At 48.5% G+C, this 19,182-nt stretch carries 7 protein-coding genes; all 7 read right to left on the bottom strand.

Translation table 11 applies throughout. The features are described 5' to 3' along the window. Window positions 1-27: 27 nt before the first annotated feature. Window positions 28-1,776, bottom strand: a complete 1,749-nt coding sequence (locus L6475_RS00990) for a fasciclin domain-containing protein (RefSeq protein WP_237821630.1) — start codon at window positions 1,774-1,776, stop codon at window positions 28-30. 34 nt (window positions 1,777-1,810) lie between these two features. Beyond that, window positions 1,811-3,949, bottom strand: a complete 2,139-nt coding sequence (locus L6475_RS00985; protein WP_237821628.1) for a fasciclin domain-containing protein — start codon at window positions 3,947-3,949, stop codon at window positions 1,811-1,813. A gap of 29 nt (window positions 3,950-3,978) precedes the next feature. Next, complete coding sequence (locus tag L6475_RS00980) at window positions 3,979-6,093, bottom strand: RagB/SusD family nutrient uptake outer membrane protein (RefSeq protein WP_237821627.1); 2,115 nt, start codon at window positions 6,091-6,093, stop codon at window positions 3,979-3,981. 54 nt (window positions 6,094-6,147) lie between these two features. Further along, a complete protein-coding gene (locus L6475_RS00975) occupies window positions 6,148-9,519 on the bottom strand; it encodes a SusC/RagA family TonB-linked outer membrane protein (RefSeq protein ID WP_237821625.1) in 3,372 nt (1,123 codons plus the stop codon). Window positions 9,520-9,531: 12 nt separating this feature from the next. Then, complete coding sequence (locus L6475_RS00970) at window positions 9,532-12,336, bottom strand: fasciclin domain-containing protein (RefSeq protein ID WP_237821623.1); 2,805 nt, start codon at window positions 12,334-12,336, stop codon at window positions 9,532-9,534. 255 nt (window positions 12,337-12,591) lie between these two features. Next, window positions 12,592-16,314, bottom strand: coding sequence for a hypothetical protein (locus L6475_RS00965; RefSeq protein WP_237821621.1), 3,723 nt, complete (start codon window positions 16,312-16,314; stop codon window positions 12,592-12,594). Window positions 16,315-16,790: 476 nt separating this feature from the next. After that, entirely contained in the window at window positions 16,791-19,154 is a 2,364-nt protein-coding gene (locus L6475_RS00960) for a polyribonucleotide nucleotidyltransferase (RefSeq protein WP_237821620.1), read from the bottom strand. Between the last annotated feature and the right edge of the window lie 28 nt (window positions 19,155-19,182).

Here is a 19,182-nt window from a genome sequence, read left to right as displayed (position 1 = left end):
ATGATGATTCAAAATTCAAAACTGTAATTACTCTTCACGTGGTTTCAGGATAATGCAGTCAATACGCATAGTACGCTGATAGTCCATAGCGCTAACTTCAGCATCGGTCACATAGGTACCCACCTTCAACGTAATCTGAGGATCGCTCTCTTCCACTCCATACGAACATACGGGGAATTTGTAGCCTTCCTTCACCAATAGCATATCCACCGAGTCCTTCTGACTCTCTGCAGGAGTATAGAGGGTTTCTTTCTTGGCTTTGCCATCAAGACCGCGATAGCCGATTTCAAACATCAGGCGGATAGGAGCACGGTCCAGGTCAACGGCAGCAGTATCGCCAGCCAGACCAGGGGCGGTTCTTACATAGATATCATACGGAACATTCGACAGCACCTCAGGAATCCAGAAGATCACTTCGTGCTGGGTGTTACCACCAGTCACCAACTGTGTGAACTCTACATAGGAATGTCCGGAGATTTTTCCGTAATAAGGATTATCGGGCTGCACGAACACAGGGTTGGCAATCACGGTTTCGATAGTATCCTTATTGACTTTCTTTTTCACCAGTTCCTTAATAGCGCGGGCATCTTCAGCCTCAACAATAATGTCACGCATGAAGGTCTGCTTAGGCTCGAACTTCCAGTTGTTGCTCTTCATCACCTGACCGTTACTGCACAGCACATTAGTGGTGTTGGCCATGATGGTTTGCATAGGTTTCTGATACTGGTAGTAGGCCAGTGTGTCGGCACCCCACTTATACTCACGGAGCTCATATTCATAAGCATTGGTTGACATGGCTGAATCGGCCAGCATCTTGTCGGTGTTCAGTGTACGACTGAAAATGGTACCGCCCATGATGGCCAGACGGGTGTTGGTATAGGCAAGCGAGTCGGCATCGCCAATACCTTTCAGGTCCTTTTCAATGGCCTTGTCGTAGTTGAAGTAGGGCTCGTATTTGGCTACCAGTGCATCCCATACATCGTTGGTAGGCACTACCATCCAATAGGTACTGTCTTCCGAATTCAGTTTGGCACCCAAGGCATCATAGTCGAACAGTGTGTTCTCCTGAATCATTACCGAATCGGAATAGACGGTCTCACCGTCACGGATGCTATCGGGCACACTGCGCTCGGCATCAAACTTCAGACGGTAGTGGCGCTTGTTATAGAAAAATTCGCTGGCCTTTGACAGGTCGGCATCTTTCTCCAGGTATTCAAACACGTTGGCATAATAAGGCACCACCTTGTCAAGGGTGAACAGCACGCCATTGCTGTACAGGGCATTCTTGGTTGTCAGGTTAATATTTGAGAACTGGCTGCTGGTGAGTGCATGGCGTTTGCCATTCATGGTCGTAATGGTGTCGATACGTCCCTCTGCCACAGAATAGTTATAGAGTGACAGGTGGTTCTTCACAAATTCCTTAATGGCCTTATTGTCCTCATCACGCTTTGATGCGGCCTTTTCCTGATTATAGAGATCAATCATGGCTTCGGCATCGCTCTCGCTGAAGGAAGCGTTTGTGGGGGCAAATACTGTAAACACCTGACTGCCATTGAGCGAGCGGTCGAAACCGGTGGCCTGTACCACTTTGGCAAAGTTGCTCAGTTCAATATTGTCCTCAAGGGCCTGCCACAATGAACCGCTATTCATGTTAGCGCCCGAAGCCGTTCCGTCATAGTGGTCATCCCACTTGTCGGAACATGCTGTCAGCACACTGACTGCGCCACAGCCTACGGCAAAGGCCATCATGATTTGTTTTATGCTATTGGTCATCATAATTATCAATTTTCAATTATCAATATTCAATTCTTTAGAGATCGTCCTCCATCTGTCCAGAACCGCTGATGTCATAGACATTCTTTGGAACCAGTTCCAAATAGTCGAGCATGAACTCATTGTTGTTACCTTGCTTACCGTCACTGGCCACACGAATACGAATGTAGTAGGTCTTCGAGCAGTCCTGATAGTTCTGTGACAGGATTCGGCGATAGGTACGCCAGTTGCCGGTCCAACGAATCTTCTCATCGCCATTGGTATGGAAGGTTCCGTAAGGGCCACGAACGATACCCAGGTTGCGGAAAGCCTTCATGCTCTCGGCCAGCGACTCGTTGTCGCTACGAATCTTATCATAGGCTGTATTGTTCTTACCTTCATCCTCAGCAGGCATCAGCTCAGTGAGTCCGAGCATCTCAGAGTCGGTGATGAAGCGAGTCATATCCATAGGAATACCCTGTGGAATCATGTGGTTGGGATCATCACCCCAGTAGATCTGAGCCACACCGCGGGTGCGCAGTGCACAGAAGCCCAGACGAACCTGCCACTCACCGCTGAACGGTACGGGAGGCAACTGGAGAATGAAGTCGTAGTCGCCAAAGATATTGAACTCATCGCCTTCGAACGACCAGAAATTGATGTGGGGGCGACGATACACGAACGCACTGTTACCTTTCAGCTTGATATGCTTCAGATAGCCGTCGGGGAAGTAGTAGTTCTTACCGTTCTTGGGGCTTGCAGCCTCATCGGCAGTACCAGAAGCATCGTCAACAGTAGGATTACCCTTCTGACGCATGTCGTTGGTCATCAGCTCGGGGAAGATGGTGGCGAAGTCCATACGGATACGCATGTTATGAATCTTCTCCTGCACATCCTTGCTGAAACAAACGAGACCGTCAACATAGAAGTAGTGACCGTTCAGGGCATCCTGCTCATATTCGGGCTCAACATTCTCGATAATCATCTGTCCCTTGTTCCATTCAGCCTCGTCAGGGAACTTGGCATCCACACGACGGTTGATATAACGCTCGCGCAGTTTGCTATCACCTTTGTACTTGTTCACGGTGAGCATCTCAATCTTAGCCATGGTGTGAGGCAGCATGGTCTCGTACCAGTCGATGGGGTTCAGCAAATCCTCGTCATAGCCCAGTGTAGTGCCGTCGAGTTTCTTACCGGGGAAGTTCAGAATCAGCGGAGTGAGTTTATCACTACCCGGTACGTAACGGGTCAAAATCTGATACTCAATCATACGGCGTAGGGGGTTCACGCTATCAGTCAGGTTCTCAAACTTATGACCATCTTTGTTGATATCAGAAGGATATACCTGGTCATAAATCTCACAGGCTTTGTCATAGAGTTGTCTCAGTGTCTCGATACCATACTTTTCCTTCAGCACAGCATCGGGCGTGACAAACATGGTAAAAGCCGTCTTCTTGGTATCAGGCACCCAAGCCACCTCTTTCCAGAAGTCGGAAGTATAATGGTATTTCTCGTGGGCTCTTGGATCCCAGCTAGTGTCCTCGGGATCGGTATTGGCAATCACCTCGCCAACGCCTGTTGCCATAAGTGCGTTATAGAACAGAGAAACTTTGTCATTGTCCTTCAGCACTTCGAGGATACTACCGCTGGAGGTCTCCAGCACCTGGTTGATAGGCTGCATAATAGCGTTTTCAACCGAGTCGTCACGCAGTTCATAATAGATGTGTGCGCCACGGGTATTCAGGAACACCACGGCATTCTCGTTCTCGTCCAATCCTGCAATGGTAGGCAGATAGCGACGCATCAGGTTGGCATCGTGCAACTGTGTACCATTCATATCCATGGTAGAATACATATTGTTCACCAAGTGGGTACGGGCAATGGTGTCACAGTCGGCATCGGTCAGGTCGGCCAGACTGCTCAATCCTCGTTTCTTCAAATAAGCAGCGAATGCGTCATTATCGGGAACAAAGCAAGTGTAGTGTCCGTAGCTGGCCAACAGGTCCATGAGATTGGCACGCTCCACGACGGTAGCAAAATCACTATATTGTGAGCGAGACTTCAGATAGTCGCTGGCCATCTCACCGGTGAAGGTGTAGAAGTTCTCACCATCGGGCTCGTCTGAACATGAAGTCAGGCCCCATGTCATTGCAGTAGCAATGGCTGCAAGAGCAAATATTTTCTTTTGAATTTTCATAATCATCCAGATTCTTCAGTGTTCAACAATCAGTTCTGAGAGTAACTACTGTTCTCACCACTACCGAAGGCAGGATTCTGCTTCAGGTATGGATTAACTTTCAACTCGTCAATGTTGTAGGGCCAGAAGATACCATCCATCTTAGACAGACGCATGCGAACGGCCTCGCCACCACTGGTGAGTTTCTTCACCACGGTTGTAGCCAATTGCTCGCTGTTGCCCTCACGCCATGCCTGACGCACCAAGTCATAATAGCGCTTACCCTCGAACAGGAACTCACGCTGGCGTTCTTTCATAATCAGGTCGGAAAGAATGGATTTTGACTGGTAGTTGTCCAAGTTGAGCGTATCTGATCCACCGAGGTTACGCACCAGGATAGAGCGCTTGTTGACGGCATTGACAAGGTCGAAGGCCTTTTCAATGTACTCCTTGTTCTTGGCCAGCGCAGCCACATCAAGCTTCATACCCTTCATCAGCTTACCAAAGATGATCACGGCATCGCCAGACTTCGGACGGCTTGAAGCTGTCTTACCGATGGCCTTATTCTTCAGACCGTTCACATCTACACAAAGGAGTTTAGCTGAACCGTCTTCGTTGGCAATGGTAAAGGTAGCCTTGCCTGTCTCACTGTCGATAACAACTTCATCATCGGTAATGGTACCCTTGATGAAATAGTATTTCTCAGTAGATTTTGCAATCTCAAGAGTGTTAATCACATCGAGTGCGCCTTTTACAGTCAGCGTATCCTTATTCTTTTCAGTATCGTTGCCTACAGCACCTTTTGAAGTATTCAACTGATAGAGATAACAACCGGGAGCCGTTTTAGGTTCGGGCAGGTCGGTACCCTGTACCATGAGTTGCGTGAGGGCCTCGGCCTTCATCAGCATCACATCGGTCAGACGGTAGATAATCCAGTTGCTCTTACACAGGTCCTCAGTCCACATGGCACCATAGGAAGCCTTTGGATCCTCACTGGTGCTGGTAGCATCGATGGACAACGAACGGTACACGAATTTGGTGATTCCCTCGTTCGTTTCATTACAAGCCTCATAGTAGCGGGCATCGCGCTTATCTTCAAACACCAGACTGTTATCGCCCATCACTACTGAAGAGGGTGATACATAGCCACGAGCTACCTTGCCATTACCATAGAACACACTCACTGCCTTATTAGACAAGGTGTTCTTGCTTTCTGTTTCCTTACCGGAGTAGGTCAGTTCGAAGATAGCCTCTGAGCTGTTGCCGGTGATGAACAGGCTGTTATAAGCAGCACCGAAACGGTTGCCGGAATACTCTGAAAGGAGAGGATAGCCGTTGGTTCGCTCGGTATCGGTAGATGTCATACTGCCACCCATTGAGTAGCTGCCCGTCGAACCTTTCTTGGCCTGTTCCTTCTTGGAAGCAATCACCAGGTCGGCATAGTCGATACACTTCTGATAGTCTTTGTTCCACAGGCACATATCACAGAGAATGGCATGAATAGCATCCTGTGTAATACGTCCGGTCTGATACAGGGGCTGGGTGCTGGGATAGTTCTTCACAGCATTGGTACGCACGCTCTCCAAGTCGGCAATCAGGGTGTTGAGTGCCTGATTGAAAGGAACGGCAGGCATTGCCATCAACTGGTCGTCATCGACAAAGGCCTCAAACGACATAGGCACATCGCGGAAGGTACGAATCAGGTAGAAATAGCACAGGTCGCGAAGTGCAGTGGCTTCAGCTATTGTGGCACGCAGTTCACTGTCGGTATAGCCGGGATCTTTCTGAGCCACTTCAGGTGCATATTTCAGAATGGTGTTACAACGGTTGATAACGCTGTAGAAGCCTTCCCAGTTGGTATAGGCGTTAGAGGCGGTAAGGTTCTCTTTCAGCAGATTGGTGAGACTGAGGTCCTTGTCGGCATTCAGACCCACACTGATATTATCGCTGCGGAACTCGCCCCAAGCCATCATTCGGGCCACTACGTCATCGGTCTGCATGCGTGTGTAGCAACCCAGCATAATAGCCTCAACATCGGCTTTCTCGTTCCAGAACTGATCGGAAGTAATCACGTTCTGTGGCTCAATCTCGAGGAAGTCTGAGCAAGAAGCCAGTGCACCGGTCAAACAGGTGGCACAAAGTATATTATAGATGATCTTCTTCATAATTTCTCGTTGTTATTTCGTTATGACGTTATTTCATTGATACGTTATGACGTTTTAGAAATCAACCGTCAAACCCAAAGTATATGAACGTGAACGTGGTGTCTGGGCATTGTCCATAGCAGGATCGTAGCCTCCCTGAGAGATATCGGGGTCAACACCCGAGTACTTCGTGATGACAAACGGGTTGTTCACACTGGCATAGAGATTGATGCGGTTCAGACCAATCCACTTCAGATATTTCTTCTTGATGGCATACGACAACTGGGCGTAACCCATACGAAGGTATGAACCATCCTCCACAAAGCGGTCGCTCACCAAGGTGTTGAACTGTGACTCGGCACCATACATAGCACGTGGAATAGTGGTCACGTCACCGTTCTTACGCCAACGGTAGTTCACAGCCTGGCTCTGGTTGTCGTTACCGGTCATTGCTTCAGCACGCAGACGGGCCAAGTTCAGAATCTTGTTGCCGAATCGATAGGTGAACTGGGTGTTCAGACGCCAGTCGCCATAAGTGAAGGTGAAACCGAAACCACCGGTCAGCTTAGGCAGTGAAGAACCCAGATAAACAATATCAAGGGCATTGATCTGACCATCGCTGTTCACGTCCTCATAGATGGCATCACCACCATTGAACTCGTAGTTCTTACCAGTACCGTCGTTGGTGTAGTTGTACATCATACGAAGAGGCTTACCATCAGAGCCATAGACGGGTTTGCCTTGGGCATTGACAACGATAGGAGCAGTCTTGCCTGAAGCGAGGAACACATTCTCTACCCAATTGCGATACTCTGCTTCGGTATTGAACTCACGCAGCTTATTGCCCACATAGTCATAAGTATATTGGTAAACGCCCTGTGAGCGGAAACCATAGATAGCGCCCAACGGGTTGTTCAGCTGAACGCGGCGCAGCCACTCACCATTCTTATAAGAGAAGGTTGAGTTGAGTCCATTCAGGATGTACTCATCCATTTCCAGGATTTCGTTCTTATTGTTACCGAAGTTGGCATTCATATCGAAACCTAACTTACCGGCCTTGATAAGTCCGCTGGTGCTGATATGGAACTCCCAACCCATGTTGCGCATCTTACCAGAGTTGCGGTAAGGCAATGTTGCGAAACCTGTGCTTGAAGGAATGCGGTATTTCTCCATCAACATATCGGTGGTGGTAGAACGGTAGGCCTCCAAAGTCAGACGCAGACGCTCACCTTCGAAGAACGACAGGTCGATACCAGCGTTATAGGATGACACGATCTGCCAACGCAAGTCGGTGAGTCGGATATTATCGGGAGCCATGGCTGTCTGATTCAGATAGCTGCTCGTAGTAACATATTTAGAAGTATAAAGGTAGTCGGAACGAGGCTGGTTACCTACACGACCCCAGCTGGGACGAATGGCAAACATAGAGAGGAAAGGCTTGGTGAAAGCCATCCAAGGCTCGTCACTGATAATCCATTTCAGAGAAACTGAGGGGAAATAGCCCCAGCGGTTGTTCGGGCCGAACTTGGTGGTACCGTCGGCACGTACGGTGAAATCGGCTACATAGCGTTCCTTATAGGCATAGTGAGCAGAAACGGTGTAGTACATGGAGCGCCACTCATTGAACCATGATGACAGTCCGGTGATAATACCGCCTGCATCGGGACTCTGAATACCACCTGAAGGCAGACCGCTACCGCTGGCCGACTGTCCGTTGCTGGAACCTGATGTCAGCTCAAAGCGGCCCATCACCATAGCCTTATGGTCGGGATTGGCAAAGGCAGGAATAAGGGTCAAGGTCTGTTTGGTGTTGATAGACACGCTCTTAGACGAACCAGAATAGCTGGTGTTCACACCATCCTGCCAGCTCACGCTGCGCAGTTCCTGAGGATAGAAGGAATCGTCATACTGGTTGAACACGTTCATATAGACAGAACCACGCCAGTTCAACTGCAGGTGTTCCTCGTCGGTACCCAGCAGGTGATAGTTAATAATCAGCTCAGGCGACATATCGTAGGTGCGGCGCTGGTTCTTGGCCAGATGGGCGGAAGCCACGGGGTTCACATATCCCTTCTGGTTGTCTTTGGCATTAGCCTTTGACTCGTTGAACACAGCACTACCCGACTGCAGCATAGTATAGTAACGGTCGGTGTCGGCACCGGTTACAGGATCCTGTTCGTAGATACTCATGTTAGGCATCTTACGCAGGGCCAGATCGAGCAGACCGTCACTATTCATATCGTTCTTAGTATAAGTGAGCGAGAAGTTGGTGCTCACACGGATACGCTCACTGACATTATAGTCCAAAGCAACACGGGTGGAGAAACGGTTCAGTTTCTGCTCAATCATGGTACCGGTCTCATGGTCGAAACCGCCACCAATACGGAAAGAGGCTTTCTCACCACCACCCGAGATACTGACGTAGTGGTTCTGACGCAGACCCCACTGTGTAACGGCATCACGCCAGTCGGTATTGTTGTTGTACTGCTGATACTCAGAGAAGTTAGGATCGTACATCAACTCAGGGATGTTGGCAGCTTCACTACTCTGCTGAGGATTGAAGTAGCTCTCTTTCAGCAGCATGGTGTAGTCGTCACCGCTCAACAGGTCATAGCCCTTTGGCTGGTAGGTACCGGTGAGTTTCAGTGAGTAGGTGAGTTTTGGTTTACCGCGCACACCACGCTTGGTGGTCAGCTCGATAACACCGTTACCACCCTGAGAACCGTAGATAGCTGTAGCAGCAGCATCTTTCTTCACCGTGATAGAAGCGATATCCTCTGGGTTGATGTTCAAGAGTTCGGCAAACTTCTCATTATTGGCCGATGCCATATCAAAGTTGTCGAGGTTTACTTCACGGATGTTTCCATCGATAACAATCAGCGGGTTGGCATCGGTCAGTGAAGAGAGTGACGATACACCACGCAGACGCATGGTTGAACCGGAACCCAGGTCACCAGAGTTACCAATAATATCCAAACCTGCGATACGGCCCTGCAGGGCTTCATCGACAGAGGTAATGCCCAGACCTTCAAACTCTTTCATCGAGATAGTCTGTGAGGCATACGAGATTTCACGTTCAGGGATAGGCAGGCCGTTGCCCTGTGCACGCTTCTTTGATTTGATCACCACTTCCTTCAGCTGGGTGGCCGACTCCATCTTAATATTATAGGTGGTCTTATTGATGGGCAGCGTAATAGTCTTCAGACCCACATAGCTGAAGCGAATCTTATCTTTCTGGTTCTTGATCTTCATATTGAAGTTACCATCGAAGTCGGTGATAGCCGACTCAATGATACGGCCTGTAGCATCAATTTCGCACACCGTGGCACCCATCAGCGGACCCATATCGTCGCTCAGCGTACCATGTACGGTGGTTATCGTCTGTGCACCAGCAGCTACCGAAGCAAGCAGTGCCAGCGTCATGATTATGGCTTTAAGCTTTCTCATACTTTCAGTAAATTATTCTTCAGGTAATTGTTTCAGTTCTTCCAGGATGTCCTTCCATTTCTTCAATGGCTTGGCCAACAGTACACCATCAATCTGGTGAACCACAGCACTCGACACGAAGTAGAGTGTACCTGTGGCGGCAACTCCCTTGAACCAGTACTCACGGCAGAGTTTATTATAGATACCGTTTGAGGTAACTACGTTACAGGTTTCTCCCTTCAGCTTGCCATTTTCATCGCGACCGTAACGGGCATCGGTGATGGTGAGAGAAGTGGGAGTAGAAACAGTACGCAAACCATAGAAACGGTCGGTCTCTACGTCACGCTGCATGGACTCATACTCCTGTTCGGTCGGTTTAAGAACTGAACCGATAGCCAGGGCATTATCCTGAATGTGATAGCGTACAAAGTCGAGGATGATATCCTGCAGAATAGTCTTAGCGCTGTCGGCCAACTGTTTGGCGGTCATACCGCTGCTACCCTTAGAGGCTGCATCTTTCCATTCTTGAGAAGTAGCACTGATAGAGTTGTAGTCGGCCCATGTAGGCAGATAACCGTCATTGATGAGCTGACGAATCTTGTCGTTCTGCGGTACATAGACGGTATAGTTATAGTTATTGAACAGGCGCACGTTATAGTTGGCATTACCACCGGCAGGTGTGCGACGATCGTTACCAGTACCATCAGACTGAATGAGCAGCTTGTGTGAAGCATCACCGCCATTCATCAAATCAAGGAATTCCTGACACTGGTCGGAATTGTTATAAAGGATGTTATATACTGAGTTCTCGCCAGTAAGGGGAATACCGTCACTGATAAGAACTGACTTACCATTGCGCTTGGGCACGACCTGTTTGCTGTCGCTGGGATTCACAACGAAGCCACCATTATGATCTATCTGGAAAGCGCCCTGCACCTTCAGTTTGCCACCTTCGTGGGTCACACGTACATAGCTTCCGCCCTTGGTCTTATAGTACTCACGTCCATCGGTGATATCACCCAAGACGATCAGCTGGTCCACCAGATCCTTCAGACGGTTCTTGACGATACTCTGGTCAAGGTCGGTCTTTGACACTGAACCTGGTACGATGTTACCATTCTCATCAATAGTCATGTTGTGACGATTGCCACGCACACGCTCGTCCTCACTCTTGGAAGGATCCCAATAGAAAGAAATGCACGAGGGACTCTTGGTATTATAATAGATGGGGTCGGCATAGAGCAACATGGCGTCGTTGGAAGGAAGGATCAGCGAGTAAGTCTGATCCATTGCCAACAGATATGGCAGGAAGTTCAACTGCTCGATAGCCCAATAGATAATACTCATGGTCGAGGGGTGGGCAGTAGCGGGATAGGCTACTGAAGCGAACTCGGCAGGAGTGAACATCTTATCGACTACATATACAACGCCGTTACAGCCCATATAAGAGGCTACGATATTTTCCTTCTTCACGCCCAGTTCTTCCTTGGCATCATCAAGAATATTACTGAACTTGGTGGGAACGGTCTCGATGAAGTTAGAGAGCATGTTCACATTCACCAGTTTCGAAATGGTCTTCAAAGGAATACTGTCAATCTCCTTATACTCCTCTTTCAGGTCAGAACCTTCATTGTTCCACCAATATTCCAATGCCTCGTCAGTAGGTACCAGCATGGCACCGGCATCATAGTACAAGTCCTGGCCTGCAGTATTGGTGTAGATATAGCTGTTCCATCCCGGATCGAAGCGCAGCTGTGCCTCAGCCTCTTTCTCGCTGTTGGGAGGGGTAGCATTTCTCTTCTTGGAGCTACCCGATGTCTCTAACTGCGAACTCAGATAACGCCAAGTATATACGGTGTCATTGTCGGCACGGTTATACAGGCGCTGCCACTTCTTCAGCTGGGTCTCGTTATTGTCCATAGTCTGCGAAGCGGTCTTGTCGTAGGGAGCTGAGAAACGGTCAATAATCCTGGCCCACTTACCTGTGGAATTCTTTGCATCTTTTGCATGCAGGTGAATAATCTCGGCCATATTAGGTGAAGCCTCAATCACGCGGTCCACCTTATGGATGTAACCGTTCTTACAGGTAATATCATAGTCGATACCCTGACGGTCTGGCTGATCCGAATTAATGATCTGTGCACCATTAATCCATGCCTCGTTGGTGCTCTTTCCACGACCATTTGTCAAATACTTCAGGTCTTCGGCAGTAATACCATTGCGCTGCATGAAAGCGGGCAGGAAGTGAATAAGCGGAGCTGGGGTGTTGTCCTTGAAAATGTAGATGGGCTTATTCTTCGTGCGCACCTCGTCCCAATAAGCCGAAGTAGGCATATCCTCTGGAGTCAGCACAGCAACAGAGTCGTAAATACTGGCTGAACTGGGACGACGCATTGCCAAACCAGCCTGAGGCTTTCCTTCGTCGGCGGTAGCTTTCACATTCGACATCAGTTCCAACAGATAGGCGTTGTCGAGCATCGAGTTGTTCAGCAACACTTTTTTCTGCACAGGTGACAGCTGACTGTAGTCGGACACTTTCCAATTGTTGTCAGCAAACCAGTTATTAAAGGCCTCATCGCTGGCAGCGAAGAGAGTCTTCGAACCGGTAGTGCTCAACACTTCCTTGTTGTCGTCAACGTCATCGATCAACTTCAGCAACGTGGTGTAGTTGCCTTCCTTTTGCAGCTGTGCATAGATAGACTCGCCCAACCACGATGGCTGTCCTGTAAGGGCCACATCATCGTCCTTACACGACTGCAGGCAGGCTGTTCCTATCAGCAACGAACAGGCAACCAGGGCCACCTGTCTTCCTTGCATCAAGATCATCTTTCGATTCATAGTTTTGATTTTCGTTAATATTTTTGTTAGTATTATTTGCTTATATGTGGACGGCCGCAAGCGACCGATTGTTTTCATGTTTAGTGGCCAGGCACTGCCCAGCAAGAAACTATAAATACTATAGGAACTATAAATACTATAGGAACTATAGAAAAAAAACGAAGGAACCGGAGACGGTCTTTTTCAGTCCGCCTCCAGTCCCTTTATTCAGAGATTGGTCAGTACTAATTGTCTGATCATTTTGTTGTTACAAGTTTACTTGCGAATTTTCTTCACTACAACGTTACCATTGCTCATGGTGGTCTTCACAATCATGATGCCCTTCTGGATGCTGTTAGCACGACGGCCATCGAGAGTGAACATCTCAGTTCTGAGAACTGTAGGCTGAGCAGCAACATTCTCAACAGCAACGATATCGATGTCAACAGCGTCAGCCTGCTTAGAGCTCTCGTTACCGAAGTAGGTCAGTGTCCAGTTGTCGAAGAGAGTCCAGTCGTTATTCACGAGGCCCTTCTTCATCAAACCAATGCGCAGACGACCATTCTCAGGAAGTTTCACAATCAGTTCGTTGTCCATGTACTTCTCAGAGAGGAACTCATCGCTGGCAGTAGCCATAGTGTTGGCAACCAACTTGTACATAACACCTTCCCAAGTTACAACTTCTTTATCCTCAACAATATCAACATTCTTTGTAGCATTGGTAGAGTCGGTTGCGCAGAAGGTGTAACCCTCAACAATCTCATCTGTCCAATCACTTGCTTCAGAAGCCAGACGAGTCACAGGCTTAGCATAGTAAGTAGTATCAGTACCTACAGTAGCTCTTGCATAAATATAAGCCTTATTGGCGTACTCATTGTCAAGTGTCTTGTAATCCTCTTCAGCCAGACCAGCACGATAGAAAGCCTGAACATTCAGAGCATAGGTACCTGCGGGCAGACCAATGAGATCCTGATAGTAGTCATAGTTCTTGTTGAAGATCTCAGCATTACCATAGTCGCCATTGCGAGCGGCAGCAGTACCACTCCAACCGTCATTGGTATCATCATAGTCAGGATTGTTGATAGCTGAGGTAGCGTCCTTAGGATCATCATCGCTGGCGCCATCCAGAGAATTAACATCTACACGCAGAGCGGCAATAGCCTCATCAATCTTTACAATATAGCCATCAACATCGGCATCCTCCTTAGTGTGTGCAGGAAGGAATCCCTCAATCTCAGAAGCGAGTGCTCTAGCAACGTTAAGAGCATTCTCACCGGCAGTAGTTTCGTTCGCGCCGATAGCATCAACCAGTTTAGCATAAGCGTCTGCCAGTGTGGCGAACTTGCTGATAGAAGCATTTACGAGAGAGTCAACCTTCAGCAGCTCACCCAGAGCATCAAACATCTGCTTACCATCTCCAGAATTCAAAGCATTCTTACAATCGGCCAAACGAGCTGAAAGAGTCTCAAAGGCTGTCTTACCCATAGGCTTTTCAAGAAGTGCCTCAAACTTAGCTGCCTGCTCTTCAAGTACGGGTGAAATATACTGTGCTTCATAACCAACCCAGATCAGGTGGAAGTTATCCCAGATAGCCCAGTTTGCACCATCGAAACCAGCGCTACTAGCATCAAGACTACCCTTCACACCAATGCGGAGAGGATCATTATCATTGATTACGAGACCATAGGCTGTGCTCTTGTACATATCGGCAGCGAATGCCTGAGCAGCCTGTTCCATTGTGTTAGGATACTGCATACCGTTACCAGGAGCGTCAATTTTATCCTGAGTGTAAATAGACTCGCTGCCTTCCCCAGGTTCTGCAACACCTTCGTTATAGACACACTGCAGAGCTGTCTGTACATCGTTCAAGTAAACAAATGCAGGAGCAACCTGTTTTCCCTGTTCCCAGATAGCCCAAGAATTGGTTGAAGCGCCCTCAAACTTAGGACGGCCTAAGCGGAAGAAGCCCTGAACCTCAATACGATACAAGCCCTTACGAGCATTCTTTACTTCCTGATAGATATCAAAGTTTGCACGGTTGTAAGCCTCGGCACATGTATTACCGCCACCTGAACCCATTACAGGGCTTCCAGACCAACCAGCGGCACCCTGCTCAAAGTCGGGGTTCACCAGCATATCAGTAACGTCGGTATTTGGCTCAATAACATGCTTGCGTGCTTCTTCAATCTCAGCCTTCTTAGTGGCAATCAAAGTGCGCAGTTCAGCATTGGTCAGGGCAGCCTGGCCTTTCAGCATCATAACACTCATAGCCCACTCACCAAGAGGAGCAGTATAGGCAGGATCCAATTTGTCATTAGCAGCAACCCCCTCGGCATCACTCTTCACCTTGTCGAGCTCAACCCACAAAGTAGCGTTGGTGGTCAGGGTATCGTAAGCAGATTCCAGATTCTTCAGAGCAGCTACGTATGCAGCTGCATCACTGCCGGCAGGAGCAGCACTGTTGAAAGCTTCCAGATAAGCACGAGTTACTACATAGCCATCCTCAGGCAGTTGGTAAGCCTCCTTAGTACTTGTGAACATCAGCTGATAAGCGTCAGCCTCATTACCATAGTAGTTCAGGGTCCAGTTGTCAAACAGAGTCCAGTCATTATCAATAGTCTTGTCCTTTCTCATACCAACGTTTGCAACGCCATCGGTAACAACGAAGAACAGAGTATTGTCATAGTTGGCAGCATTCTCATTAAGACTTTCATCGAAATAAGAAGCAGCGGCAACCATTGTATTAGGAACGAAGATTTCATCGTTGATGTTTGCAGAACCAGAACCGGCAACATCCTCTTCAGCAGCACCTGCAAAGATGTTTGCAATGGGGAAATGAACCTCACCGGCAGCAGTCTGAGCCATCAGTTTTGCATTCAGGTTAGAACGCAGGGGGAACTCATTATAAGAATTCTGTGTAGAACCAACACGATAATAGCCACGAACGCTCAGAGAGTAAACACCATTGCGAATACCCTGCAGAGGCTGGAAGTAAGTATAGTTCTTGTTGAAGAACTCAGCATTCAGAGCGCTGCCGTTAACAGCGGGAGCATCGCCCTTCCAACCATCGTTGTTACCATTCTCATAGTCAGCATTAACGAGCAAATCGGCGGTTACGTCAACAGGATCATTGGCAGTTGCGCCATCACCTACTTCACCATTGATAGCCTTCATGATAGCCATAATCTGAGCATCCATCTCTTCAACGGTGCTCTCAAGATTGTTATATACCTCAATAGCGTTGGTAAGGATGTTATCTTCAATACCTGCATCCATACCTTTCTCGATGGCAATACGAAGATCCTCTGACTTATCGAAGAGCACCTTCTGGGCTGCATATTCCTTCCAGCCAGGAGCAGCAAAGAACTGCCAGTCAACATGATTGCCAGCCTTAGCCTCAATGAACGGAGACAAAGGAAGAGCCTCGAGGTTTACATTGCGTGAACCCTGGTTATTACCCAGATCCTGAGCTACAGACTCATCACGTCCGACAAACTTGTTGGGATAAGCGGTAGGATTCAGAGAGGCGTTGGCGGGAGAAGCCTGCAGACGGTAGGTCTTGTCTCCTGCTGGAACCACCTGCCAGAAGTAGTTGCCCTGACTGGCACGGTCAACGAAGATTGCTGTTTCTGAATCAAAGAAAGCGTTCTTCCATGCTTTGTTATACAAGCAGTAGTCGTTCAGCAACAAAGCATTGTCCTCGAGAGACTTCCCGCTAGGCAGAGTGAACTGCACTACCAAGGGATGCTTTGCATCAACAGAAGCACGGGTACCCCAGTTGTTACCCTGCGAGAAATACATCTGAGTTCCTACGTTGTAAATAACATAGTACTCACCGACAACAAACTCCTGAGGAGTCTTGTCAATCTGAGCCAAAGTTTCCTCGTCAATCACCGGATTGGGTGATGTAGGAGCTACACGCGGCTCAAAGTCCTGTGCACTGGCTCCGAGACCGAGCATCCACAGCGCACTCAAAACTAGAAGTCTTGAAACTTTCATAAGCTTAAGGTTTAGTAAAGTTAGTAAAATAAAATTGAATAAAAAATAGATTTCAGGTATCATAGTAATCCCCTATTGTTTGTACAAGAGACACTAATTCGGTTGCAAATATAATCAAAAATTTAATAACTCATATCATTTTTCAAAATATTTTTCATTTCGCCACTTATAAAAAGTGTAAAAGGAACACATTTTTGATATTTAGTGAAAGGAGAAAACTTAAACTGCTATTTCGGACTCTACAATTTCAGGGATAAAGTAACGTTTTGGGGGAGATACTGAGAACAAGAGAGACTGAACCAGATAATATAATATTTAATGTACGAGCGTACATATAATATATAAATTATGGAGCTAGTGGGACTAGGAAAACTAGTAGAACTAGTGAGACTAGTGGAACTAGTGGAACTAGCAAAAAAAGCCGAAGACTTTTTGGAAGTCTTCGGCCTGAATATAAAGCTACGAATTTCTATGATTTAGAAATCCATGTGGTCGAGTGAATCGTTGAAATCCTTTGGCTCGTTGTTGGGCTCGTGGAATTCCTCGCGGTTCTCCTGCTGACGGTGCTCGCCACGCTCTGGACGAGGACGACGCTCACCACGGTCAGGACGTTCGCGACGTTCACCACGTGCAGGACGCTCACCACGCTCTGGACGCTCACGACGCTCACGGGCAGGACGCTCTACATAACCCTCGGGCTTTTCAATCAGCACACGGTGTGAGAGTTTGTACTTACCGGTCTTCGGATCAATTTCGAGCAACTTCACCTTGATCTTGTCGCCTTCCTTGATACCTGCCTCTTCAACAGTTTCAAGTCGCTTCCAGTCAATCTCGCTGATGTGCAGCAGACCGTCCTTACCAGGCATAATCTCAACGAAGCAGCCATAAGGCATAATGCTGCGAACAGTTCCCTCGTAGATTTCACCTACCTCGGGAATTGCCACGATAGCCTTGATCTTGGCCATTGCAGCATCGATAGAATCCTTATCGGGACCGCTCACCTGAACCTTACCTACGCCGTCAACCTCATCGATGGTGATAGTGGTCTTGGTGTCTTCCTGCATCTGCTGAATGATCTTACCGCCAGGGCCAATGACAGCACCGATAAACTCCTTAGGAATCTCGATCTGAACGATACGAGGAACCTGAGGTTTGAAGTCGGCACGGGGCTCAGCAATAGTATCAGTCAGACAACCGAGGATATATTCACGACCGGCCTTAGCCTGCATCAGAGCTTTCTCCAGAATATCGAATGACAGACCATCGCACTTGATATCCATCTGAGTAGCTGTCAGACCGTCCTTAGTACCGGTGGTCTTAAAGTCCATATCACCCAGGTGGTCCTCATCACCGAGGATATCTGAAAGAACTGCATACTTATCTTCTCCGGGATTCTTAATCAGACCCATTGCGATACCTGAAACAGGCTTCTTCATGGGAACGCCAGCGTCCATCAGAGCGAGGGTACCTGCACATACGGTAGCCATTGAAGAAGAACCGTTTGACTCAAGGATCTGTGACACCAGACGCACAGTGTAAGGGAAGTCTTCAGGAATCTGACCCTTCAGACCACGCCATGCCAGATGGCCGTGACCAATCTCACGACGGCCTACGCCGCGCTGAGCCTTAGCCTCACCAGTACAGAATGGAGGGAAGTTATAATGCAGCAGGAAGCGCTGATAGCTCTTGTCGAGCACATCGTCAACCATCTTCTCGTCGAGCTTGGTACCGAGGGTACAAGTGCTCAACGACTGTGTCTCACCACGAGTGAAGATAGCACTTCCGTGAGGCATAGGCAGAGTAGAAACCTCACACCAGATGGGGCGGATATCGGTGGTCTTACGACCGTCGAGGCGGATACCCTCGTCGAGGATACAACGGCGCATGGCGTCACGCTCTACATCGTGGTAGTAGCGGTCCATCATAGCGCTGTACTCGTCGTCGCTGATTTCGCCCTTTGCATCGTCGGCCAGTTCAGCACGCTCAGCAAAGAACTTCTCCTTGAAGTCCTCAAGAATCTTCTCGAAGGCATCGGCACGGTCCTGCTTGGGCAGAGCCTGCTTGGTGATGTCGTATGCGGGCTGGTACAGCTCTTTATTCATACGCTCGCGCAGAGCCTCGTCGTTCACCTCGTGGTTGTACTCACGCTTCACGTCCTTGCCCAGTTCCTTAGAGAGCTCTTTCTGCAGTTCGCACATAGGCTTGATAGCCTCCATAGCGGCTTTCAGAGCACCGAGAAGATCCTGTTCAGAAACTTCCTTCATCTCGCCTTCCACCATCATGATATTCTCGGCAGAAGCACCTACCATGATGTCCATGTCGGCCTCCTTCATCTGCTCGAAGGTGGGGTCGATTACGTATTCGCCGTTTACACGAGCCACACGCACCTCACTGATGGGGCATTCGAAGGGGATATCTGAACATGCCAGTGCAGCCGAAGCGGCAAATCCGGCCAGCGCATCGGGCTGGTCAACTCCGTCGGCAGAGAGCAACATGACATTGACAAAAACTTCAGCGTGATAGTTACTGGGGAAGAGTGGACGAAGTACGCGGTCCACAAGACGCGATGTCAGGATTTCATTGTCAGAGGCTTTACCTTCGCGCTTGGTAAATCCACCGGGGAAACGGCCCGCGGCACTGTACTGTTCACGATAGTCCACCTGCAGAGGCATGAAATCAGTTCCGGGAACTGCATCTTTTGCGGCACAAACAGTGGCCAGAAGTACGGTGTTGTTCATCTTCAGCATAACGCTGCCGTCGGCCTGCTTTGCCACTTTCCCGGTCTCAATGGTGATGGTTCTGCCATCAGCCAATTGAATGGTTTTTGTAATTACGTTCATCTTTGTTTAAAACATCTAAAATAAAATA

The organism is Prevotella sp. E9-3 (genome assembly GCF_022024015.1).
Lineage (GTDB): Bacteria > Bacteroidota > Bacteroidia > Bacteroidales > Bacteroidaceae > Prevotella.
Note: the sequence above shows the minus strand (reverse complement) of the source record. Positions and strands in the feature narration are given on the sequence as shown.